Annotated in this window: 24 protein-coding genes and 2 pseudogenes; 24 read left to right on the top strand and 2 right to left on the bottom strand. The window is 69.0% G+C overall.

The window, feature by feature from the left end; all coding sequences use genetic code 11:
- Window positions 1-109: 109 nt before the first annotated feature.
- Entirely contained in the window at window positions 110-403 is a 294-nt protein-coding gene (locus HFP15_RS35845) for a hypothetical protein (RefSeq protein WP_168521877.1), read from the top strand.
- A 41-nt stretch (window positions 404-444) separates the two neighbouring features.
- Window positions 445-852 carry a hydrogenase maturation protease gene (locus tag HFP15_RS35840; RefSeq protein WP_168521875.1) on the top strand — a complete coding sequence of 136 codons (408 nt, stop codon included), beginning with the start codon at window positions 445-447 and terminating at the stop codon, window positions 850-852.
- On the opposite strand, the gene HFP15_RS35835 is transcribed toward HFP15_RS35840, so the two are convergent.
- Together HFP15_RS35835 and HFP15_RS35830 are read right to left on the bottom strand one after the other, a co-directional pair.
- On the bottom strand, window positions 818-2,464 hold the full coding sequence (locus HFP15_RS35835) for a PEP/pyruvate-binding domain-containing protein (protein WP_168521873.1): 1,647 nt from the start codon (window positions 2,462-2,464) through the stop codon (window positions 818-820). The genes HFP15_RS35840 and HFP15_RS35835 overlap by 35 nt on opposite strands.
- Window positions 2,461-4,401: a hypothetical protein gene (locus tag HFP15_RS35830; protein ID WP_168521871.1), complete on the bottom strand. Its 1,941-nt coding sequence runs from the start codon at window positions 4,399-4,401 to the stop codon at window positions 2,461-2,463. Before HFP15_RS35830 ends, HFP15_RS35835 begins: the two co-directional genes overlap by 4 nt.
- A 179-nt stretch (window positions 4,402-4,580) precedes the next feature.
- Here HFP15_RS35830 and HFP15_RS43670 point away from each other — a divergent pair.
- The 22 genes and pseudogenes from HFP15_RS43670 to HFP15_RS35720 all read left to right on the top strand — a co-directional run.
- Window positions 4,581-5,492: pseudogene (locus HFP15_RS43670) on the top strand (CYTH and CHAD domain-containing protein); the annotation flags it as partial.
- A gap of 41 nt (window positions 5,493-5,533) precedes the next feature.
- Window positions 5,534-6,103 carry a CHAD domain-containing protein gene (locus tag HFP15_RS43665; RefSeq protein WP_312871908.1) on the top strand — a complete coding sequence of 190 codons (570 nt, stop codon included), beginning with the start codon at window positions 5,534-5,536 and terminating at the stop codon, window positions 6,101-6,103.
- 272 nt (window positions 6,104-6,375) lie between these two features.
- Window positions 6,376-7,203 carry a three-helix bundle dimerization domain-containing protein gene (locus HFP15_RS35815; RefSeq protein WP_168521867.1) on the top strand — a complete coding sequence of 276 codons (828 nt, stop codon included), beginning with the start codon at window positions 6,376-6,378 and terminating at the stop codon, window positions 7,201-7,203.
- 37 nt (window positions 7,204-7,240) lie between these two features.
- Window positions 7,241-7,342, top strand: a pseudogene (locus tag HFP15_RS43660) (zinc-binding dehydrogenase); the annotation flags it as partial.
- A gap of 687 nt (window positions 7,343-8,029) precedes the next feature.
- Window positions 8,030-8,800, top strand: coding sequence for a GntR family transcriptional regulator (locus tag HFP15_RS35805; RefSeq protein ID WP_168521865.1), 771 nt, complete (start codon window positions 8,030-8,032; stop codon window positions 8,798-8,800).
- Entirely contained in the window at window positions 8,797-9,216 is a 420-nt protein-coding gene (locus tag HFP15_RS35800) for a phosphonate C-P lyase system protein PhnG (protein WP_168521863.1), read from the top strand. Before HFP15_RS35805 ends, HFP15_RS35800 begins: the two co-directional genes overlap by 4 nt.
- Complete coding sequence (locus HFP15_RS35795) at window positions 9,213-9,686, top strand: phosphonate C-P lyase system protein PhnH (protein WP_168521861.1); 474 nt, start codon at window positions 9,213-9,215, stop codon at window positions 9,684-9,686. Before HFP15_RS35800 ends, HFP15_RS35795 begins: the two co-directional genes overlap by 4 nt.
- On the top strand, window positions 9,686-10,786 hold the full coding sequence (locus HFP15_RS35790; RefSeq protein ID WP_168521860.1) for a carbon-phosphorus lyase complex subunit PhnI: 1,101 nt from the start codon (window positions 9,686-9,688) through the stop codon (window positions 10,784-10,786). The genes HFP15_RS35795 and HFP15_RS35790 overlap by 1 nt, the downstream gene beginning before the upstream one ends.
- 6 nt (window positions 10,787-10,792) lie before the next feature.
- Window positions 10,793-11,671, top strand: coding sequence for an alpha-D-ribose 1-methylphosphonate 5-phosphate C-P-lyase PhnJ (locus tag HFP15_RS35785; protein ID WP_168521858.1), 879 nt, complete (start codon window positions 10,793-10,795; stop codon window positions 11,669-11,671).
- The gene (locus tag HFP15_RS35780; RefSeq protein WP_168521857.1) at window positions 11,668-12,426 is read left to right on the top strand and encodes an ATP-binding cassette domain-containing protein; all 759 of its coding nucleotides are present in this window, start codon (window positions 11,668-11,670) and stop codon (window positions 12,424-12,426) included. Before HFP15_RS35785 ends, HFP15_RS35780 begins: the two co-directional genes overlap by 4 nt.
- A 5-nt stretch (window positions 12,427-12,431) precedes the next feature.
- On the top strand, window positions 12,432-12,992 hold the full coding sequence (locus tag HFP15_RS35775) for an ATP-binding cassette domain-containing protein (RefSeq protein ID WP_168521856.1): 561 nt from the start codon (window positions 12,432-12,434) through the stop codon (window positions 12,990-12,992).
- The gene (locus tag HFP15_RS35770; RefSeq protein WP_168521855.1) at window positions 12,967-13,104 is read left to right on the top strand and encodes a hypothetical protein; all 138 of its coding nucleotides are present in this window, start codon (window positions 12,967-12,969) and stop codon (window positions 13,102-13,104) included. The genes HFP15_RS35775 and HFP15_RS35770 overlap by 26 nt, the downstream gene beginning before the upstream one ends.
- A complete protein-coding gene (locus HFP15_RS35765; RefSeq protein WP_168521853.1) occupies window positions 13,101-14,240 on the top strand; it encodes an alpha-D-ribose 1-methylphosphonate 5-triphosphate diphosphatase in 1,140 nt (379 codons plus the stop codon). Before HFP15_RS35770 ends, HFP15_RS35765 begins: the two co-directional genes overlap by 4 nt.
- Entirely contained in the window at window positions 14,237-15,079 is an 843-nt protein-coding gene (locus HFP15_RS35760) for an inositol monophosphatase family protein (RefSeq protein WP_168521851.1), read from the top strand. The genes HFP15_RS35765 and HFP15_RS35760 overlap by 4 nt, the downstream gene beginning before the upstream one ends.
- Window positions 15,064-15,834: an MBL fold metallo-hydrolase gene (locus HFP15_RS35755; protein WP_168521849.1), complete on the top strand. Its 771-nt coding sequence runs from the start codon at window positions 15,064-15,066 to the stop codon at window positions 15,832-15,834. The genes HFP15_RS35760 and HFP15_RS35755 overlap by 16 nt, the downstream gene beginning before the upstream one ends.
- 233 nt (window positions 15,835-16,067) lie before the next feature.
- Window positions 16,068-17,213: a cobalamin-independent methionine synthase II family protein gene (locus tag HFP15_RS35750; RefSeq protein ID WP_168521847.1), complete on the top strand. Its 1,146-nt coding sequence runs from the start codon at window positions 16,068-16,070 to the stop codon at window positions 17,211-17,213.
- 53 nt (window positions 17,214-17,266) lie between these two features.
- Window positions 17,267-18,286 carry an isopenicillin N synthase family dioxygenase gene (locus HFP15_RS35745; RefSeq protein ID WP_168521845.1) on the top strand — a complete coding sequence of 340 codons (1,020 nt, stop codon included), beginning with the start codon at window positions 17,267-17,269 and terminating at the stop codon, window positions 18,284-18,286.
- Window positions 18,287-18,315: 29 nt separating this feature from the next.
- Window positions 18,316-18,987, top strand: a complete 672-nt coding sequence (locus HFP15_RS35740) for a GPR1/FUN34/YaaH family transporter (protein ID WP_168521843.1) — start codon at window positions 18,316-18,318, stop codon at window positions 18,985-18,987.
- 507 nt (window positions 18,988-19,494) lie between these two features.
- A complete protein-coding gene (locus HFP15_RS35735; RefSeq protein ID WP_168521841.1) occupies window positions 19,495-20,361 on the top strand; it encodes an isocitrate lyase/phosphoenolpyruvate mutase family protein in 867 nt (288 codons plus the stop codon).
- Between the two features lie 5 nt (window positions 20,362-20,366).
- Window positions 20,367-20,861 carry a thiamine pyrophosphate-binding protein gene (locus tag HFP15_RS35730; RefSeq protein ID WP_168521839.1) on the top strand — a complete coding sequence of 165 codons (495 nt, stop codon included), beginning with the start codon at window positions 20,367-20,369 and terminating at the stop codon, window positions 20,859-20,861.
- Entirely contained in the window at window positions 20,858-21,436 is a 579-nt protein-coding gene (locus HFP15_RS35725) for a thiamine pyrophosphate-dependent enzyme (protein ID WP_168521838.1), read from the top strand. The genes HFP15_RS35730 and HFP15_RS35725 overlap by 4 nt, the downstream gene beginning before the upstream one ends.
- On the top strand, window positions 21,436-22,800 hold the full coding sequence (locus HFP15_RS35720; RefSeq protein ID WP_168521836.1) for a cupin domain-containing protein: 1,365 nt from the start codon (window positions 21,436-21,438) through the stop codon (window positions 22,798-22,800). Before HFP15_RS35725 ends, HFP15_RS35720 begins: the two co-directional genes overlap by 1 nt.
- The last annotated feature ends 2 nt before the right edge of the window (window positions 22,801-22,802 follow it).

The following is a 22,802-nucleotide window of genomic DNA, read 5'->3' as shown; positions in this document are numbered from 1 at the left end:
GTCCCACGGATCAGGGCACTTCGACCATGGCAGAGCTCGGCGGGGGTTGGATTGGTTGAAAGCGACTGCGGGTGATCGGGCTCGATCAGGTTTCGTGCGGGAGGCGCTGATGAACGACTTGGCGGCCAACGACGCCGGTTCCAGACCGGCGGCGGAGCCTTCCGAGGCCACGGCCACCGGCACCGGCGATGTGGAGCGGTTGCGTCACATCTCGGCGGAGGCCAGGCGTTTCACCGACGAGCTCGACCGCCTGCATGCCCGCGTCGCCGCGGTGACCAGTGAGGACGTGGCGCTACTGCGCACTGTTCTCCCGCAAGCGGCCGCGGCGGCGCATGACCTCGCGGTGTCCGCGAACCATGCCGCCGACGTCATCGGCCAGCAGCACGACGGACACACACCCTGACGGCGGGGCGTCAGCGTCCCGAGCCGCCGGTCGGCCCGGTCGTGGCGGGCGCGATCGCCGACCGTCGGCGGCCAGGTGTGCGCGTGGTGTTCTCGGACGGGGAACCGGTCGCGCTGCTCGAGGCGTGGAGCGACGCGGATCTCGCCGTGGTCCTCGACGCGGTGATGTGCGATCCGCCTGTCCCGGGACGCATCCGGAGATCCACAATGGACACCCTACCCGGCGCCACGGCAGTGGCCGGCTCACACTCGTTCGGGATTGCGGAAGCGCTGCGGCTGGGCCATGTCCTTCGCCGTGTTCCGCGGCGGCTGCTCGTCGTCGCCGTCGAAGCGGCGAACTTCGAGCTCGGTGTCGGCCTGTCACCCCCGGTCGCGGCCGCCGTCCCCGCGGTGGTCGTCTCCGTGCTCCGTGAGATCAGTCCTCGATGCGGCGTCGACTCGGATCGCTGAGCTGTGCACGTTGCGCTGCTTGGTCTTGCTGCCAGGCGTGGACCCGGTCGATGAGTTCGGTGGGGCGTTCCTCGACGAGTTCGAGCCCGCCGGCGTAAACGCTGCCGTCGCCACCGTCGAGCGTGATCGGGTCGCCCTCCTGGAGTTCGTGGGCGCCGATCCGCACCACGTGGGCCTCGGTGTCGATGGTGAGGGAGGTGCAGTTGACCAGGCAGACGACGCCGAGCTGGCGGGCGACCACGGCTGCGTGCGAGGTGCGGGCGCCGCCTGCGGTGAGCAGGCCACCGCAGACGGCGAGGGCGGCCACGTCGTCGGTGGATGCCTCGGGCCGGACGAGGATCGGCGGCTCACCGTGCTCCGCACGCGCGGTCGCGGTGGTCACGTCCAGTGCGATCGGACCGCTGGCGACGCCCATGCCGGCCGGCACCGCGCGCCCGAGCGGCCGCTGCGCCGACGCCGACGCAAGCCGGTGCCTGCTGATCTGGTCCAGGTCGTAGCCACGCAGCCGGTCCAGGGCCGTGTCGCGGTCGATGATGCCCTCGTCGACCAGATCGCATGCTATGCGCAGCGCAGCCCACGGTGTGCGCTTGGCGTCGCGGGTCTGCAACATCCAGATCGTGCCCTCTTCAACGGTGAACTCGAAATCCTGGGCGTCGGTGAACACGCTTTCCAGGGTGTTGCTGACCTCGCGCAGCCGTCGCGCGAGTTCGGGTGTCAGGTCGGTGGCGACTCCGTCTCCGGAGCCGTCGCCGATGCCGTTGCGGCCGGCGACCACGTCCTCTCCCTGCGCGTCGAGGAGGAAGTCCAGATAAAGGTTGTGCTCGCCGGTGGCCGGGTCACGGGTGAAGGCGACGCCGGAGCCGGAGCCCAGCCCGCAGTTGCCGAACACCATGGCCTGCACGGTGACGGCGGTGCCGGGCAGGCCGGTCAGCCGTTCCAGCCGGCGATACGCCACGGCCCGTTCGGTGTTCCATGACCGGAACACACCCTCGATCGCGCCGGTCAGCTGCACCGTCGGGTCCTGGGGAAACGGCCGACCCACCACGGACCGGTAGGCATCCAGCATCCGGCCGGTCAGCTCGCGCAGGGCGGCGACATCGAGTTCGTTCGCCGCGGGCACTCCGTGACGCTGGATCGCATCGTCGACCAGCGCGGTGAACGGGGCCGGCGAGCTGCCGTCGACGACCTCGGCGTAACACTGGATCAACCGACGGTAGGAGTCCCAGACGAAGACCGGATCACCGGTCGCCAGCAGCAACCCCGGCAGCGTGCTCTCGCACAGCCCGACGTCCAGGACGGTGTCGAGCATCCCGGGCATGGACACCGGCGCGCCCGAGCGCACCGACACCAGCAGCGGTCTGCGAGTGCCGCCGAAACGCTGGGCAGTGCACTGTTCGACGTGACGAATGCCGCGCGCGATCAGCTCGGGAACCTTCGCGTCCAGCCGTCCACCGTGTGCGTGGTAGTCCGCACACAGCGCGGTGCCCAGCACGAATGCGGGCGGTATGGGCAGTGCGGCATTCGCCATGCGCATCAAGCCGGCGGCCTTCGCCCCGACGACCTCGGCATCGGGCTCGGCGGAACCGTTGCCGTCCAGGAGAAACAGGCTCATCGGCCGGCCACCAAACCCAGAATGTGGTCGCGCAGCCCCAGAGCCGAGCGCAGCAACGCGTCCGTGGCCTCCTCCGCCGACCGCGACACCCCGTCCGCCACGTACAGGCTGCGGAATTCGGGGGCTTCGGTGACCAGCGCGGCGCGGGTCCTCCGGTCGGCCGCGTCGGCATCGTGTTCCAGGGCACCGACGCGATCGATGGCCAGCAGGAAGTCCTCCACGTCCTCCGGCTGGGCCCCGTCGACCACGTGCCGGGCAAGCTCGACCACCTTGAGGTGCTCCCGAGCCGCCCGCACCGCCACCGCCGCGACCGGTTCGAGCCGGGGCCGCACCGCGCCGATCGCGTCCGCGGGCACCAGGGTCAGCTGGAAAAGCGCCTCTTCGAGGGCGTCGATGGCGTCGTCGGCGCTGGTCGTCAGCGTGGCCATGGTCGCGCCACCGTCGACTCGCTCGGCGTCTCGGCGCTGGGCGATCACGCACTCGTCGGCCCGGTGTTCCCAGCGCCCGGCCCGGCCCGCCGCCCGCCGCAGGTACTCCGGGCCGCCCGGCGTGCCGAGCCGGAGCAGGGCCCCGTGCAGTGCCTGCGCGCACTCGACGATCAAGCTGGCGTGCTCGGCGCTGGTGTCCAGGAGCCTGTGGTGCGACGCCTGCACGTGCCGCAGGACCTCGACACGCACCTCGTCGTGGATCAGCCGCGGCGACTTGCCGGCCAGCCGCCCACGCGCCGCCGCCCGCAGCGCGAACTGGGTGATCGCCACGGTCGCATCGCGACCGAGTACGTCGACCAGTGGTTCCCCGTAGCGGGCCCGTACCGTGACCGCGGCCTCGACCGCGTCGTAGATCAGCCGCTCGCCGCCAAGGGAAAGCCACGCCATGTGCCCGACGTTCTCCTCCGCGGCCGAGCGCAGCACGGTGACCGCGGCATCCCCGCCCACCAGCGTCGTCAACCGCTTGCGCGCCCGGTTCCAGTCCAGCACGAACACCAGCCGCGATCCGACCCGCCGCAGGTAGGCCGCGAGCGTCGCGGTGTCCGTCGCGACGAACCGCCCGACCGCGACGTGATGCTCGCCAAGGGACGGTCCGCCTCGCCGCCGCTGGACGCCGGACCAGTCGACGCGGTAGCCGGCCAGCATGGACTCGAAGAACCGCAGCCGCCGCGCGTGCACGTCGGTGTAGGTCAGCGTGGCCACCAGTCCCTCGACGGCCAGCAGCACCACGTGCGCGTTGGTGGTGCCCAGATCGTTCTGGATCACCAGCCGATCGGCGGCCCGGGTCGCCGTCGTCGCCAGACCGGGATGGTCGAACTTCAACGCCTCGGTCTCGTGGACACCGGCCATGAACGCGGCCACCAGCTCATGGTCGCCGTCGGCGAGCTGGTAGCAGGCCGCACCGGCGACGGACTCGGTGGCGATCCGGGCCTGCAGCTGGTTCAGCGCGCGATGGGCGTCCATCACCAGCAGGTGCGGCGAGTCGCCGGCCTGGCGGCTGGTCGAGGTGATGGCATCCACGTACTCACCGGTCAGCAGGTCGCTGGTGAGGTCGGGCGCTGCGGCCGACAGCGCGGCAAGGCGCGAGGTGTCCGGCACGCGGACCTTGGCCGCCGCCAGCGCCGCCAGCATCTCACCGATCGCGGCGAACAGTTCCTGATGAATCCGGGCGGCGCCGGCGATCAGGTACCGGCCGTCGTCCGCGCGCCGGGCCGTCGCGACCACCTGGTCGTAGCCCGGGTCGCGCACCCCGGCGGCGAGCCTTTCCGCGCGCAGCACCGCGAACGGTTCGGCCGGCTGGTCGGCTCGCGTTCGGGCTGTCTGCACCAGACTCAGCAGGTATTTGGCACGCTCGTTGGCCGCCAGCCCACGGTTGACCAGAAATGGCAGCAGCAGCGTCGACTCGCCGAGTTCCTCGACAATCTCCGTTTTGGTCGACGGAGCGGTCATCCTCGGGCCTCCAACCTCAGCGCCGTGACCGGTCGGCGGCGGCGATGTCACCGGCCGCTGTTTCCTAGTCGTTTCACGGCTTCATGCTTGTCACCGGTCGCTGGAGTCCGGCAGGGCCGTTGGACCCTGACGCGCGGGACCGCTGACGGCCGGCGCTGCCGCTCGTAGGGTGTGCGGGTATGCGCGAAGAGGAACTCAAGTTCTCGGTGAATGACGAGTTCGTGCTGCCGGAGCTGGCCGCGCTCGCGCCCGACGGCGGCGAGGTCGTCCGCGCGGACGCTCGCCGGTTGTCGGCGACCTACTACGACTCGGCCGACCTGCGATTGGCGCGTTCGGGCGTGACGCTGCGCCGCCGCACCGGCGAGGACGGCCCGCCGTGGCATCTGAAGCTGCCGACCGGGACGACGAATGTCCGGGAGGAGCTGGCCGCGGTCGGCGCGGCGGGTCAGCCGCCGCGGGAGCTGGCCCGGCTGGTCACCGGGTGGCTGCGCACCGCCCGGTTGGTGTCGGTGGTGTCTTTGCGCACGACCCGAGACGTGTGGGAGGTCTACGACCGGGCCGGTGAGATGCTGGTCGAGCTGGTCGATGACACCGTCGCGGCGCGCAAGGGTCGCGAGAGCCTTGACGACGGCTTCCGCGAGCTGGAGGTCGAGCGTAAGGCGACGGGGGATGTCGCTGCGAAGGTCATGCGGCGGGCCGCGACGCTGCTCACGGAAGCCGGGGCCACCGGCGGCGGATTCGTGCCCAAGGCGATTCGCGCGCTCGGCCCACAGGCGCTGGAGCCCCCCGACATCACCGCGCCCGGCACACTCCCGCACCGCCCGACCGGCGGTGAGGTCGTCACACACGCCTTGCGCCACACGGTCGCGCGGATGATCGACTACGACGTGCGGGTGTGGCGAGCCGAGCCGGACGCCGTGCACCAGATGCGGGTGCGCTGCCGCCGGCTGCGCAGCGACCTGCGGGTCTTCGCGCGCCTGGTCGACCCCGATTTCGCCACCCCGATCATCGAGCACGTCCGCTGGCTGGGTGGGGTGCTCGGCGAACCCCGCGACGCCGAGGTGCTGCACGCCCGGCTGCACCGCACCGCCGGCGCCGACCCGCTGGCCCCCTGGACGAGCACGCGATCGCCGTGCTGGACACCGACCTGGCCGAGCGAGAGCGGCGGGCGGTGCACGCGCTGGCCGAGGCGATGGACACCCGCCGTTACGCCGAGGCCCTCGAGGCGCTCGTGGATGCGGCCCGGCATCCCCTGCTCACCGCACGGGCGCGGCATCCCGCCACCCGAACGCTGCCGCGCCGCGTGGCCAAAGCCTGGCGCAACCTCGAGGCCGCCGCCCAGCTGAAACCCCTGGACCCGGACGAGTCCTGGCACGCGGCCCGCATCCAGGCCAAACGCGCACGCTACGCCGCGGAGGCCGTTGCTCCCGCGATCGGCCGCGACGCGGCCCGGCTGGCCCACGCGATCGCCGAGGTCCAGGACGTCCTCGGTGACCACCACGACGCCGTCATCGCCGCCCAGCAGTGGGCCGGGCTCGCCGCGCAGCACCCCGACGACCCGGCTGTGGGGATCACCTGCGGCCGGCTCATCGAACGCGAACGCGCCGCCGCCCGCGCGAACAGAACCCAGTTCGACCACACCTGGAGCCGGGCCACCAAACCCAAACTCACCCGATGGCTCACCGCGAACAATCGCACCTAGGCGATCCGGCCGCACGTGACGGGTGGCACCCGCTACGGCTCGTTCGACAGCGCGAACGCACCTGGTGGACTGCTGCGCTGCTCGGGCACACCGACACTTACCTGGGCATACGGGTTCCGGGTCGTGTGCCAGGCAGGTTGACCGGTTCGCGCGACGCCGGTGTAATGGCGGTGGAAAGGACCTCCGGCACTTTCCGTCTCTGGCGGTGGCGGGCACGCTGGCCGCAGGCAGTCCCCACCCCTGGGAGGCGGCTGGTGGGAGAGGAACTGTCGATGGATGCGACCTCGACGCTGGAACAGGGGCAAGAAGACCAACTGCGACGGCTGGAACACAATCTCGTTCGCGAGCATGACGAGTTGCCACCCGATGTGGTGCGGTACGAGATCGCCCAAGCGCACGCCTCGTTCGCGAGTGCCCGAATCACGACGTTTGTGCCGATTTTGGTGGAGAGGGTGGCTCAGCGGCGGCTGTCCAGCCCCTCGATCGGGGCGGATGTCCCGCACACCGAGCTGGTGCGCTGTCCGAGCACATATAGTGCCGAGATGCCGCTGCGTACCTGGGGTTGGTACATGGCCAAGCAGTTGCTGGCCGATGAGAGTCCGCGGCGGTGGGCGCACACCCAGGGAGTCGCCCGCCGTGCGGCCGAGGTCGCCGGTGCGCTCCCGCCGGAAGACCGGCAAGTCCTGGTCGCCGCAGCCTGGCTGCACGATATCGGCTACGCCGAGGAGGTCATCGACACCGGATTCCATCAACTCGACGGCGCACGGTACCTCCTTGCGCACGGTGCGCCCCGCCGGGTCTGCGCCCTGGTCGCGCATCACTCGGGAGCTGCCGCCGTCGCTGAGGTCCGGGGACTCTCCGCCGAACTAGGCGAGTTCGACGACGAGCACGGCCCGGTGCGCGACGCGCTGTGGTACTGCGACATGACCACTGGACCCGACGGGACACCGATGTCCTTCGCCGAACGGATGCGGGAGCTACGCGCCCGGCGAAGCCCTGACGACCCCGCGATCCAGGCCCTCGCTACCAACGAAGACGAACGGGCCAGCGCCGTGCAGCGCACCGAGCACCTCCTCCAACGCACACTGACACCCGCCTGACCCCGCTACACGCGGACCTGATCACGCCGGCAAGGTCACGCCCATCGTGGACAGGACCTACTCCTTGAGGCAGGCTCCGGAGGCCATCCGGTGTCTGCGGGAGGGACGTCCTCGTGGAAAGGTCGTCATCACCGTGTGACGCGCGAACGCCACCCAGATCGTCCTGTCACCGAGCGAGAGTCAATTCCTTGCCAACAGAGGCGACAGTGGACGACCAATCGGTTCCGGCGAAGCCTTCAACCACCCATCGACGCCATGCGCGGCAAGACCACCCAGATGCAATGTCAACGACCTGCGACTGATCTTGATGACATTGCGATGAGACAACCGGAAAGGCCCCGAGCTGCGAGAGTCAAGCGCGGGCATCTGGGCAGCCGCCCCGGGTAACGGGGGGACGGCAGGCGCCAGAATATGCCGCTCGCGCCACGGCCTGGATTTCGAGCTGACCGACACACTGGTCTGGATTGCCCGGTTTCAGCGCGGTCTGAAAGGGGCAGTCCGAACAATGGGACCCAACTGAGCTGGACGTCGCACAGGCCGCGCAGCGGGTACTCCTCGCGCGTCTCAGCAAGTGCAACTGCGCAAGGATGCTCGCGAGCTTCTTGTCCGTGTGGATCAGCGAAATTCCGGCCGGGTCAGTGGCGACTGTACGTTGTCTTGGTGGCCGTTCCTGCGCTCGCGTCGGACCTGTCTACACAAGCGGGCATGAGCGTTTCACCTGCTGTTCATGCGAGTTCAATTGTCTAGTCAAGGTGGCGGGCGAGCCTGTGCCAGGGCCCGCGCCGGGGCGAGGTGTCCGCTGAGCCGTTGATCGAAGGAGTGTTGTGTGACCACCGAACGAACCGAGCCGCTGTGGCTGTCGCTGAGTGACCGGGTGGAGTCGGAGCTGAGCCAGTTGCCGGCGGGAGCGCCGGCTCCGTCGGAGCATGAGCTGGCGGCGCGGTTCGAGGTGAACCGGTTGACGGCGCGGGCGGCGATGCAGGAGCTGGAGCGGCGGGGCGTTGTCCGGCGATATCAGGGCCGGGGCACGGTGGTGGCGCGCAAGGTGGAGTACCGGATCGGTCCGGATTGGATTCCGTCGTGGACGCGTACGGTCGCCGCCGCTGGGGTTGAGCCGCGCACGGTGACCGAGGACGTGGCGACCCGCCGAGCCCGCAACGATGAGCGGGCCGAGCTTGGTCTTAGCGGGCACGATCGTGTCGTACAGCTTGATCGGCTGCGGTGCTGTGACGGGGAGAACGCTGGCTACCAGACCAGTGTGCTTCCTGCGGCTCGGGTGCCCGGGTTACGCGACGTCGTGGGTGCCGGGGGCTCGGTCTATGACGCGCTGGCCGGGCACTACGGATTTGCGCCCGGGCGTGCGTGGACACGGGTGGAGCAGATCAGCGCACCCGGCTGGGTGGCACGACGGCTGGGGTTACGGGGGCGCCCGCCGGTGGTGCTGGTGCGGGGCCGGCTGGACTGTCAGCGCACTGGGGTGCCGTTGGAGCTGACGTTCGCGTGGTTGCGGGCGGACATATTCGACGTGATTGTCGAGGTCGGCGAGTGGAAGAGCTTGCCCACGCCCTTCCCCGTGCGCAGGGCGGACGCATCGTGATGACACCGAATGGGCGGCAGGTGAGCGTGGAGCGCCGGGCGGAGGGGCTGGCCGCGGCGGCTCGCACCGACCGATCGGCGTTGCTGGCGCTGGCCGAGCCGATTGCCGCACGTGGCGAGGTCACCGTGGAGGTGGCGCCGGAGCCGCGGACGGTGATGACCGTGCTGGAGACCCCGATTGGCCAACAATGCCTGACCGAGGTGGTGGTGACCACCGCCGCGGTCACCGTGGCGGGCACCCGGGGATGGGGGTGTGTGCTGGGCTGGGACGCCGAAGCCGCCCTGGCGGCCGCGCTCGCCGACGCCGCCGACCCGGCTGGGGCTGATCGGCTCGCCGAGGCCGCGTTGCGGGCCGAAGAGCACGACCGCGGTGCCCGGGTGGCGCAGGTTCGCACGACCCGTATGGAGGTGGCATGACAGCCCGGATGGAAATCGCGCTCCACGCCGCGTTCCGCGCGACGTTGACGGCGCTGTCCCGCCCCGGTTCCGTGCAGCCGGTTCCTGGTGCCGGCGACGCGGTGGAAGCGGCTCGGCTCGTGCTGGACGCCGTCTGGGAGGCGGAGTCGCCGCCCGTCATCGTCACCGGCGCCCCCGAGCCGGGCGAGTTCCTCCGCGTTCCGAACGGTACCGAGGAAGAGCCGGAACTGGGGGCCACCGTGGTCATCGTGATCGACGCGGATGCGCCGGTGACGCGGGTGCGGCTGTCCGGTCCCGGCGTCGATGGCGAGCTCGACATCGACCTCCCGTTGTCCCCGGCCGTACTCGCCGAGCGGGAACAAGCGTGCGAGGGCTGGCCGTGCGGGATTGATTTGGTCGCCCTCGGCCCAGGCCCGCAGGTGGTGGGACTGCCACGTACCACTCGGATCGCGGTCCTGGAGGTGGATTGATGTACACGACGGTGCGGGAAAGCCAGGGCGCGATCGACGCCTCGGCCCGGTTGATGGACCAGCAGCGGGCCGGGTTCAACGGTGACGATCGGGCCGAGGCGGTGGGTGCGTTGGTGCCGTTGCTGGTGGATCAGGTGATGGCCGAGGCCGGTGTGGTCGAGCCGGCGGTCGCGGCGAAAGCGGTGGAGCAGGCGCGCGGGGATGTCAGCCGCGCGGTGTCGCTGTTGCGCTCCTGGGTGTCCTGCCTACCTCGGGAGGCCACGGCTGTCGTGGGGTGGCGCGGCATCGAGGTGGAGCGCCGGATCACGCCAGCAATGTCCGAACCGGACGGTGGCCAGTTCCTGGGGGCGTCGCTGGACTACGCGCCTCGCCTGCTCAACCTCGGCTCGTCGCTGTCCGCCGAAACCTCAAGCGACGCGACTGAACCGGCAGCCGAACATGGCGCGGAGCCGGCTGCGGAGCCGTTGGTGCTGCCGCGGGCCGCGGCGCGGCTGGAGGAGCAGGATTTGATCAACGCCGCCGAACCGGCGGAGCCTGTGGACATTACGCGGCGCGCGTCGGCGGCTGGGGCCGGGCGGGGAGCGTTCGGCCAGTTCCTGTCTCGCGCGGAGACCGGGGCGCTCACGGCCCTGGCCTACACCGCGGTGCGGGAAGGCCCGAAACAGGCCGATCCCACGCTGGTGGAGCTGCGTGCCGGGCAGTTGCCGGTCTCGGTACCCCATCCCCGCACGGGGAACCCGGTGCGGATCGGGTCGGTTCCGGTGACCACGTGTGAGCTCGTGCTGTATCACGTGCAGGTCGATTCTTCCGGGGAGCACACCGATTCCGGGTTCACCCTCGGTTACGGCGCGACGGCCGGGCGGGTCGAGCGGCGCGCGATCAGTGCCGCGATGCTGGACGCCCGCGTCACCCGGGCTCAAGGCAATCCACCGGGAACGGCCACGCTGCCCTCTGATGACGCGGAGTGGTTGATCACCGCGCTGGACGGGCAGGAAGCCACGGGCTTTGTCGAGCATCTCAAACTGGCCCACCATGTCAGTTTCGCGTCCGATTTGGACCGTGTGCGCGCGGTCGGTGAGACCCGGGCCGAGGAGGACTGAGGGACTATGTCAGCACTGTCTGATTTGTTGCACGGCGCCGAACCGGCCCACATTTCCGGGTATCTGTGGGCGTATCTGGACGCGGCGTCCAAACGGGAAATCCGCCGCGCCTTGCTGAAGGCGGTGTGCGTGCCTGGGCACATCACTCCCTTCGCCTCGCGGGAAATGCCCGTGGCCCGCGGGTGGGGTTCGGGCGGGCTGCAGGTCACCCTGGCCACGATCGTCGCCTCGGAGGTGGTGAAGGTGATCGATCAGGGTGACGACGAGAGCCTCAACGCGCGCACCATGCGGGCTCTCATCGGCGACTCCACCGGCGTGGAGACCACCACCGACGCCCGCGCGGCGACCTTGATCCAGACCCGGCACCGGATTCCGGAGGACGATCTCGATGACGGGATGGTGCTGGTGTTCCAGGTGCCGATCTCGGATCCGTTGCGGGAGTTCGAGCAGCGGCCGACCGCGGCGCGGCGCATGCATGCCGAGGGCGACTATGCGGTGATCTGGCTCGGGCTGTATGAGGACCATTCCCGGTTCTCCCGGTCCCGGTTCTCGCATTCATACCCGTGCGAGGTCGAAGGCGGCTACATCATATCCACCACCCCGATCCCACGGTTCGACGTGCCACGCCTGCACCAGGCGCCGTTCCTGTCGCTGTTCGGGGCGGGCCGGGAAGCCGCCGTCTACGCGATCCCTCCCTACACCGACGTCACCCCAATCACCTTCACCGACCGCGAATTCGAGGTCGAATCCTTCGACACCCCGTGTGCGAAATGCGGCAGCAACGAAAGCTATCTGACCGAGGAAATCGTGGACGGGCGCCCGGCACTGGTGTGCTCGGACACGGCCCACTGCCGACGCCGCCAGGACGAGGAGGGCCCGCAATGACGACCCCGGTGCTTGAGGTTCGGGACTTGACGGTGCGCTACTCCAGCACGCTTGGCTGCGCCGACGTGTCGTTCGACGTGCAGCCTGGGGAGGTGCTGGGCATTGTCGGAGAGTCGGGTTCGGGAAAGTCCACTGTGCTCGGCTCCTGTGGTTTGAGCCTGCACCCCACGCAAGGTTCGGTACGACTGTCCGGAGTGGACACAGCGGAGATTGTCGGCGGGCAACGGCGGCGGCTACGTAACCAACTCATCGGCATCGTGCGCCAGGCCGTGGCCGACGAACTCCGGCTCGGCGTCAGCGCGGGCGGCAACATCGCCGAGCGGCTGCTGGCCACTGGGCATCGCGGGTTCGACGCCATCCGCGCCCGTGTCGACCAGGTCTACCGGGAGGTGGAGCTACCTGTCGGGCGGATGGACGCCGCGGTCGCCACCTTCTCCGGCGGTATGCGACAGCGGGTACAGATCGCCCGCGCCCTGGTCAGCGAACCCGCCGTACTGCTGCTGGACGAACCGACCACGGGACTGGATGTCAGTGTGCAGGCTCGCATCCTGGACCTGATCCGGCGGCTGCAACGGCAGACCGGGGTGGCGATGGTCATCGTCAGCCACGACCTCGCGGTGATCCGGATGCTGGCCGACCGGCTGCTGGTGATGCGGCAGGGCCGGGTCGTGGAGTCCGGGGTGACCGACCGGGTGCTCTCCGACCCGCGCCACCCCTACACCCAGCTCCTCGTGTCCTCCCAGTTGGAGGTGTGACCTCCATGTTGCGGATTCGCGGCCTGTCCAAGAGCTTCACCAACCATCTGCGCGGCGGCGCCACCCGGCAGGTGCTGCGCGGCGTCGACCTCGATGTGGCACCCGGGCGGTGTGTCGTGCTGACCGGGGCCAGCGGTTCGGGAAAATCCTCGCTACTGCGCTGCGTTTATGGCACCTACGCCACCGACGGCGGCTCCATCGAGCTGGATACCCCGAGCGGCACCGTCGACCTGACAGGCACTTCGGATCGGGATCTGATCCGGATCCGGCGTGACCAGTTGGGCATGGTCACCCAGTTCCTGTCCGTGCCGCCCCGGGTGCCGGCGCGGGACCTGGTGGCGGAGCAGGGTGTCACCATCGAGGAGGCCACCGCGTTGCTGACCGAGCTGGGGCTCGACCCGGCGCTGCACGCGCTAGCGCCGTCGACGTTTTCCGGTGGCGAACGCCAGCTGGTCAACCTCGCGATCGCTCGCCCGGCCCCGGCCGGTACTGCTGCTGGACGAGATCACTGCCTCGCTGGACCACCACCGCCGCGCCACCGTGCTGCGGGTCCTGGCCGAGCGTAAGGCCAGCGGCACCGCGCTGCTGACGGTCTTCCACGAGCTGCCCGATCAACCCGGCTTGATCGACACCATCTGCCGCCTCGACGGCGGGCGCGTCGCGGAGGCGGTGGCATGACGATCACCCTGCGCGCCCACCGCGTCCTCACCGGGGAACACCTGCTCGCCCCCGGCTACGTCACCATCGACGGCCAGCACATCGCCGCGGTGGGGACCGAACCACCCGATGCAGCCACGATCATCGACCTGGGTGAGCACGATCTGCTGCCAGGGTTGATCGATCTGCATTCGGACTGCTGGCATCACCGCGCGCATCCGCGCCCGTCCACGAGTTTCGCGCTGGACGAGACGCTGGTGATGCTGGACACCGAAGTCGTCTCCTGGGGAATCACCACGCATTTCGTGTGCGTGGCGGTCCAGGACGACGCCGCTAAAGGCCGCACACCGGCCCAGGCCGCGGCCTCGGCCCGCATTGTGGAGAAGGTGCGTGATCAGTTACGCGCCGACCACCGCGTGCACCTGCGGGTGGAGGCGACGAGCGAACGCCTCGACCTCGCCGCCGATCTTTCCACATTGGACTGTGTATCGCTTCTGTCCTATATGGACCACACGCCGGGACACGGACAGTTCCAGCGGGAAGAAGACTGGCGCGCCTACTACGCCACCACCGGCGAAACCGACCTCGACGCGATGCTGGAGCGCCGGCGCGCCCGCCAGCCCTACACCGAGACAACCCGCACCGAACTCGCACGCCTGGCCCACCAGCACGGGATTCCGCTGGCCTCACACGACGACGACGCCCCGGCCCGGGTGGACCAGGCGCACCGGCTCGGAGTGCGGATCGCCGAATTCCCCGTCACCGCCCAGGCCGCCGCGGCCGCCACCGAGCACGGCCTGCTAACCGTGATGGGCGCGCCGAACGCGTTACGGGGCACCAGTCACCTGTCTGGCAACCTCTCCGCCCGCGACGCCCTGAAGGCCGGGCACCTGGGCGCGGTGACCTCCGACTATCACCCGCCCAGCCTCCTCGGCGCGATATACGCCTTGCCCGCGGCCGGCCTGTGCGACCTGCCCACCGCGGTCGCCCTCGCCACCCGGGGACCTGCACGCGCGGCCGGGCTGGACGACCGCGGCACGCTTGCTGCCGGGAACCGCGCGGACCTGATCGCCGTCACCCAGCGGGCCGGGCGCCCAGTGGTCGCGCAAACCTGGATCGCCGGCACCCCTGCCTTCGGATCCTGGAGCCGGGCATGATCGCGAACCTGCACCCCGCCCTCACCGACGCTGCCGCAAGTGCGCGGGCGGCGCTGGCCGACGCGCTGGCCTCCCACACCCGTGCCCAACTGGAAGCCCACGACGGCATCGGCGCCGACGGCACCCCGACCATGCACGTGGACACCCTCGTCGAACACCGAATCCTGGAAGACCTCGCCCGCCACCGCGTCAACGTTCTGTCCGAGGAGGCAGGATTCCTCGACCACGGCTCGACCTGCACGGTGGTACTGGACCCGGTCGACGGCAGCGCCAATGCCGCCGCCGGCGTCCCGCTGTGCGCACTGTCCGCAGCCCTCGCCGTCGACGGGGAATTCCGTCAGGCACTGACCTGCTGGCTGCACACCGGCGACACCTGGCACGCGACCGTGGACGAGAGCTGCGGCCCAGACGGAAAACCCTTGCGCCCCAGCGACGCCACCAGACTTGACGCGGCCGCCGTCTCGCTGTTGCGACCCCATATCGACAAGGCCGCCGGGCACGCATGGTGGGAGGTCGCCAAGACCGCGCGACGAATCCGGGTGCTGTCCTGCTCCACTGTGGACATCGCGCTCGTCGCCTCCGGCGCGGTCGACGCGTTCGCCGACCCCGGTAGCGACACCCACCGGCTCGTCGACCTCGCCGCCGGGGTGGTCTTCGCCCGCACCGGCGGATTCGTGCTGCGCGACCTCCACGACCGGCCCGTCACCTTCACCACCGACCTGACCCAGCGGTGGAGCGGCATCGCCGCCGCCACCGGCCAGCTGGCCGACGAACTCGCCACCACCATCCACACCGCCCTCACTCAACCCCCTCGGGAGCCGCCATGTCTTTCACCCTGACCGTGCTCACCTGCGAGGCCGGACGCACGTCCGGTTACCTGCTCCGCCATCACGGCCGCAGCATCCTCATCGACTGTGGCCCTGGCGTCACGGACGCCCTTCAGCAGCACATCCCACTCGATCAACTTGACGCCGTCGTGGTCACCCATTCCCACGCCGACCACTGCCTCGACCTCACCGGCCTGGCCTACGCCCTGTGTTTCCCCACGCCCCGCGACACCCCGGTCCCGCTGTGGGTGCCGGCCGAGATGACGACCCTGCTGACCGCCCTCGACGACCAGTTCGGGGTGCCGAGCCTGGAAGCCATGCGGCGCCCCATCCACCAAACGTTCCAGGTCAACACCCTCGACCTCGCCACACCCACCGGCATCGACCTGCTCGGAGACCTGAACCTGACCGCCCGCCCCGCGCTGCACGCCGTACCGAGCGCCGCACTGCGCTTCACCGACGGCGACACCGCCGTCGCCTTCTCCTCCGACACCGGCCCCACCGACACCGTCACCGCCACCGCGGAGAACACCGACCTGTTCATCTGCGAAGCCACCTACCTGCACGCCACCGACGCCGAACTCACCGGCCACGGCCACCTCACCGCCCAGCTCGCCGGTCAGATCGCCGACCGCGCCGCCACGCGCCAGCTCGTGCTCACCCACCTCGCCAGGCCAGCCAACGCACCCCAAGCGGGCGCCGACGCGGCCCGCAGCTACACCGGAAAACTCGACGTCGCCACCCGCGGCGCCCGTTACACCACCTGACAACCCACGTGCGACCAGCCCGCAACACCCGCGACCGTGCCGCTCGGTGACCCCTGCCCACATTCAGATCTTGTGTAGACAAATCTGATTCAGGGTGTCACCCCGAATTCACTTCGGCTCATTTGTCTATTCAAGTGCGCGGCGCACGCTATCCGCGCCAGCAGAGCGACAACCGAATCCCCATATTTCCTTCCGAATCCTGTTCATTTTCTTTGTTCGTGAGGTGATCAGTCATGCGCACAAGCACCGACCGGATTCTTACCACCCACACCGGCAGCCTTCCTCGCCCCCAAGAGCTGACCGGGCTCATGCACCGCAAGATGGAGGGCCACCCGGTCGACGAGGACAAGCTCGCCGCCGCGATCGAGACCGCGCGCGCCGACGTGCTGGACAACCAGCTGAACGCCGGTGTGGACGTCGTCAGCGACGGGGAGGTCAGCAAGCCGTCCTACGTCACCTACGTCACCGACCGTTTCGACGGCTTCGGGGGCGAGGCGCAGCCGCTCGGGTTGGCCGAGTTCGCCGATTTCCCGGAAACCACGCACCATGTCGCGGCCGACCCCGGCATGCAGCACGCCAAGGCCCCCTACTGTGTAGACAAGGTGACCTTGCGCGACACCGAGGCCGTGCACGCCGACATCGCCGCGTTCAAGAAATCCCTGCAGGGGCACGACGAGGTCGAGGGCTTCATGACCGCGGCCTCGCCCGGCGCGATCGCCATGTACATGATCAATCGCCACTACGGCGACGACGAGGAGTACCTGTACGCCTTGGCCGACGCCATGAAGTACGAATATCAGGCCATTGTGGACAGTGGCCTGGTACTGCAGATCGACTGCCCGGACATCGGCTGCGCGGCCCACCTCGCCTACAAGGACCTGACGCTGGCCGACGTCGTCAAGAAGATCGAGATGCACATCGACGTCATCAACCACGCCGTCGACGGACTTGCGCCGGACCGGGTGCGCATGCACATCTGCTGGGGCAACTACCTGTCCACCCACCACCGCGACATCGAACTGCGCACCATCGCCGCCGCTGTGCTGCGCGCCAAGCCGCAGGGTCTGCTGCTGGAGGCGTCCAACCCGCGTCACGCACACGAATGGGCTGTGCTCGCGGACGCCGGGGTCCCGGACGGGAAGATCCTGATCCCCGGCGTCATCGACTCGAAGACCAACTACATCGAACACCCCGAACTCATCGCCCAGCGCATCACCAACTACGCCGGCATCGTGGGCCGGGAGAACGTCATCGCCGGCAGCGACTGCGGATTCGGCACTCTCGTGGGCATGAGTTGGGTCAGTCCCCGCGTCGTGTGGGCCAAGCTCGCCTCGCTCGCCGAAGGCGCGCGCCTGGCCTCGAACACCCTGTGGGCCTAGAGATCCCGCTGAGGAACTGGCCCCGTGACGTTGCCCCTTGCCGAAGGTGACCCATGACCGCACTGCCAATTCTCGACCTCACCCCATTCCGCGACGATGAATCCTCTGCCGCCGCGGACGGATTCCTCGCCACGCTGCGCGAAACCTGCCACGACGTCGGATTCTTCTACCTCTCCGGGCACGGCGTCCCCGAAGACTTGAGCGAAGGCGTGCACGACGTGTCGCGGGAGTTCTTCGCGCTACCCGAGTCGGAGCGGCGGAAGATCTCGATGGAGAACTCGCCACATTTCCGCGGCTACACCCCACCGGGTGGGGAACACACCAACGGCCGCCCCGATCTCCGGGACGAGATCGACCTCGGCCCCGAAGCCGACCCCGTCCCGGTCCGGCCGGGTGACCCAGCCTGGCTGTGGCTGCGTGGCCCCAACCAGTGGCCCGCCGCAATCCCGGGGTTCCGGGACACTGTTGCCGCCTGGATGTATGAGATGGAGCTGCTCGGCCGGACCGTGCTGCGCGCGCTCGCGCTCGCACTGGGCCAGCCGGGACACCGTTTCGACGACTGGCTCGACCCACAGCCCGAGGTGACCGCGAAACTCGTCCGTTACCTGGCGCCGTCCGAGGAATTCCCGACCGACCAGGGAGTGGGGCTGCATCGTGACTTCGGTTTGCTGACCTTCGTCCACCAGGACACCGTCGGGGGCCTCCAGGTCGAACGCGAGGGCACCCTCGTCGACGTCCCGAAAGTCCCCGGCACCCTGGTGGTCAATCTCGGCGAGATGCTGCAACTTGCGACCCATGGCTACCTCAAAGCGACCGTGCACCGCGTCGTGAGCCCACCCGTCGGAGTGGAACGCATCTCCAGCATCTACTTCGTCAACCCACGCCTGGACGCCACACTGTCCCCGATCGACCTGCCCGCCGACCTCGCCGCCGACGCGCCCGGCGGAGCCAGCGCCGACCCCGCCAACCCGATCTTCGCCACCTACGGCGAGAACATCCTCAAGATGCGGCTGCGCGCCCACCCGGCCGTCACCCGCCGGCACCACTCCGACCTGATGGGTGCCACGCACTGAGCAATCCGCGACCACACAGGAGAACTGACATGACCACCATCTCCGACCGCGCCACCGACACCGCCATCATCAGCCCGGACGAGGACAACATCACCACCGACAGCCCCGCGCCCGCCGTCAACCCGCTGCGGGGCAACCCCGGTGTCGTGGGCGTGCCCACGGTGATCGCCGGCGCCATCGGCCTCGGCCTGATCAACATCGGCGCCCTGCCCGGCGGCGCCGTCGGCGCCACGCTCGCCATCGTCAGCACCTGCACCGCGATCGGGCTCCTGATCACCACCATCTGGGCCGCCGCCCTCGGCCAGAACGCCTCCGCCAGCCTCTTCGCCGTGTTCCTCGGCTTCTACGGCAGCTACGCGGCCCTCGCACTCGGGATGACCCACGGCTGGTTCGGTACCAGCGCGGCGTCCGCGACCGAGGCCCAGGTGGCGTGGCTGTGGTGCTGGCTGATCACCATCATCATGGTCACGCTGGTCACGCTGCGGCTGCCGTCCAGCTTCACTCTGCTGCTCGGTTTGGTCGACGTTGCGCTGGCCGCGCTGCTTGCTGGCACCTTGACCGGCTCCACCAGCCTCATCCGCGTCGGCGGCGTCATCGTCTTCGCCTTCGTCGCAGTCGCCGTCTACCTCTACGCCGACCTCATGTTCACCGAAACCGGCGGACGCGGACTCCCCCTCGGCCGCCCCCTCATCACCCGCTGACACCACTGCCAGCATCCACGGCCCCGGCGAGCCCACCGGCTCGCCGGGGCCGCTCGCCGTCGCCGAAACATCGCGAGCCTTGGTCACGTTCCGTCGACGGACCTGTTGCCGTCGAACCTCTGTGCCGTGCGCAATTTGTATAGATAAGTGCGCGTATCAGATAGGGAATCTGCTGCTGGCCAAGTAAAATCGGCGCTTCTCCAAGCGGCCCAAAAAGTTAACGTCACCTGAACGGACGACAGCATGAATGTTGCCAGTCGGCTACGTTAGGGACAGCAATTGGCGAACAGCAATTTGCATCTCCAATTGTGTGTCCCTGTCCGATGGCGGCGATCACGCGTTCGAGGCGCCGGCGGACAGGTGCTTGGGGTCCTTGCTGGCTGAAGCTCGGATTCTGGCTGCCTGTGACGCCGACGCATCGCGATGATCTTCGAGTGCGGTCTCGAGCATCGTTGTCGCTGCTCGGCCACTGCGCCGCGCCGACAGTTTTGCTCGGAGGTCCCACAAATGGCGAATTCATCCGCATTGCGTGCGGGAACCGATTGGTTCCTGCCCGAGGGCGCTGTGCAAGTCGGCTTGGGGGTGTACGACGGGCTGTCCACGTTGGTGGCCGAGAAAGTCGATATCGACTTTCTCTGGTTGAGCAGTTTCTGCGTATCCGCCTCGCTTGGCCGCCCGGATTCCGGGGTGCTGGACGCCTCGGAGATGGCCACCCTGGTGCGGACCGTGGCCACCACGACGCATTTCCCGGTGGTTGTCGACATGGACTCCGGGTACGGGGATGCGCTCAAGGTGTCGCTGGCGACGCGGATGATCGCCCAATCGGGCGCGAGCGCGGTCTGTATCGAGGACAACCCGCTGGTCAAACGCTCGAGCCTGTACCAGATCGATGATCGGGCTCTGGCCAGCCCGGAGGAGCACGAGGAACGCATCCGCGCGGCGCGTCGCGGGCTGGTGGGTGGCTGTCGTTTGATAGCCCGTACCGAAGCACTGGTGGCCGGGCTCGGCGTGGGCGAGGCGTTGGACCGCGCGAACCGCTACGTGGATGCCGGTGCGGAGGCGGTGTTCGTGCAGGCCACGAAACCTGATGACGGGCAGGAACTGCTCGAGTTCGCGCGGAAATGGGCACGGCGCACGCCGGTGTTCATCGCGCCTACCCGCTATCCGGCGCTCGGTGCCGAGGACTATGCCGCGGTCGGTATTACGCATTGGATTTTCGCGAACCAGGCCATCCGCGCTGCGTACCGGGCGATGGACGCCACGATCAGGCAGGTCGAAAAGGCCAAGACGGGTCCCGCGCCGCAACTGGATGATCAGATCGCGTCGGTGCGGGAGATCGCCAGCACCCTGGGCGCCCGCGCGGTCGGGAGCTGACGGTCGTGACTCAGCAGACTGCCGGCGCGGCCCTCGTCGAGGAGCTCATCGACCACCAGTGGGACTATTTCAGCGGGGTGCCGTGCTCGCTGCTCAAAGGCGCGTTCGCCCGCCTGGAAAACCTCGACGACGATCAACGTGCAGCCTACCTGCCCGCGCCTCGGGAAGAAGTCGCCGTCGCCGCGGCGGCTGGGGCCTATCTGGCGGGCCGCAATCCCGTGGTGCTCATGCAAAACTCTGGCCTGGGGTACTGCCTGAACACCTTGACCTCGCTGCTGCTGATCTACCGCATCCCGCTGGTTCTCATCGTGAGCTGGCGGGGACACGGCCCCGACGCCGTCGAGCACGTCGTCATCGGCGAGGCGATCGAGCGCCTGCTCGACGACATCGGCGTCGCGCATCGGACTCTGGACGACGTTTCAGGCGCGGTGCGCTGGTCCACCTCGACCGCTGAGTCGAACCGGACGCCTGTCGCGCTCCTGGTCAAGGAGGCGATATGAGTGGCGCCGTTCCTACTGAGGTGTTGGCCGGACTGGTATCCGCCGCCCCCGACGCGGTGTTCGTATCGACCTGCGGCTATCTCAGCCGAGACCTCCAACAGGTGGGGGATGGGCCCAACTTCTTCTACCTCGTGGGCTCCATGGGCGCGGCCCTGCCGCTCGGGCTCGCTCTGGCCGACTGTCTCCCTGAGATGCAGGTCGTGGTGATCGACGGGGACGGGTCGTTCCTGATGAGCCTCAACTGCCTGCCGCTGGTCGGAGCCCAAGCCCCGCGCAACCTGGTGCACGTGGTGCTCGACAACGGGATGCACGAAAGCACCGGCGGCCAGCGCACCGTGGCCACCGGCCGATCCGGAGCCCGGATCCGGCGCGCCATGCGCGCCGCCGGGTATGCGCGAGCGCTGCTCGCTCCGCGGGTGACCGACACCGTGGCCAGGGCCCTGCGCCAGACGGGCCCGACCGGAATCCACATCCCTGTGGCACCCCGCACCAGCGTGGCACCGCGGATCACCACAGAGCCCGAGGAACTGGTTCGCCGGACCCGCAAGCTGCTGGCCGATTCAGGGAGGCAATGATGAAGGACGCGACCTATCTCCAGTTGGTCGGTGCGCGCATCCTGTCCGAGGCCAATGACCTCAAACGAGACTCGCACGCGCTCGCGGCAGACCTGAGCCTCGATCCCGCGACGATCGACGACGTGATCTCTGGAAGCGCCACACCTGAGACGACCGACGAGGTCATCCGCAGGATGGGCGAGGTCTATCCGATCGACGAAACAGACCTGCGCCTGCTTCCCGACGATTGCGACGACGGGATCAAGATCATGCGCGCGAAGGAATCGCGCGCCACGAGCAGAATCTTCCGGCGATCCGACCGGAACGGGAACCTGGAACCGTACTACGAGTACCGCGACACCGCGTTCTCGCGGCTATCACCGTTCCGTCCGGAATGGATCCGCGAACTGCGGGTGGTCTCCGACTGCGATCCCGCCAACCCGGATGTTGCGTTCAACCACGGGCACTTCCTGCACCAATACACTATGTACGTCGGTCCGGTGAACCACTACTGGGAAATCGACGGCCGACGCTACGCCGCTGAAATGCACACCGGCGACTCCAGCTACCACACGCCGTTCCGGCCGCACACGTTCACCAGCCGCTCGGCCACCGAACGGGCCCTCATCCTCGCGGTCACCTTCGGCGGGAACGTTCGCCGCGCGCAGCGGGAGCTCTACGCGCTCGGCGCCCGCGCCGAGCACTATCTGCTCGACCACGCCGGCCCGTCGGCGGGCACGAAGAGCCTGATCCGCCAATACCTTCACGACGCGGCGATCACCCTCGAACAGCTCGACGCCGAGCTTCGGCGTGCAGGAGCTACGCTCACCGCCCGCGGCGCGGTAGGCGGAGATCGCCCTCTCTCCGCGCGCGACGTCGAACACCTGGCCATGGCGCTCGGGGTCAGCGTTCGTGATCTCCAGGTCGCCGTCTTCGACGACAGTGAGGTCATCGTCGAACACACCAGCCCTGACGACGAGTACCCGTATCCTGCGGCCACCGATCATCGCTGCCTCATCCGACCGATGATCCGCACGGCGAAGATGCCGGCCATGCGGGGCTTCACCGCCCACATCACCACGCCCGACACGAACCTCGCCGGTGGCTTCACCACAAGCCTGCACAGCTGGATCTACAACTATGGCCACCACGCCACCCGGCTGTGCTGGTCCGACGGGTCCGGGGAACGCCAGACCGTGATCGAGCCCGACGACTCGGTCTACGTCCAGCCCTTCGTTACCCACGCATTCTCGCGGGCCGAGGGCGAACCCGCCGATCTCTGCGTCGTCCGGGTCGCGGGGCATGTCAGCGGCGACACCCAGCGCGAGCTATCGCACTTCCCGTCCATCAGCCGCGTCGTGCGTGAAGACCGCCGGTGGTACTGACG

Origin of the sequence: Amycolatopsis acididurans, assembly GCF_012328925.1 — a bacterium.
Taxonomy (GTDB): Bacteria; Actinomycetota; Actinomycetes; order Mycobacteriales; family Pseudonocardiaceae; genus Amycolatopsis_E; species Amycolatopsis_E acididurans.
Note: the sequence above shows the minus strand (reverse complement) of the source record. Positions and strands in the feature narration are given on the sequence as shown.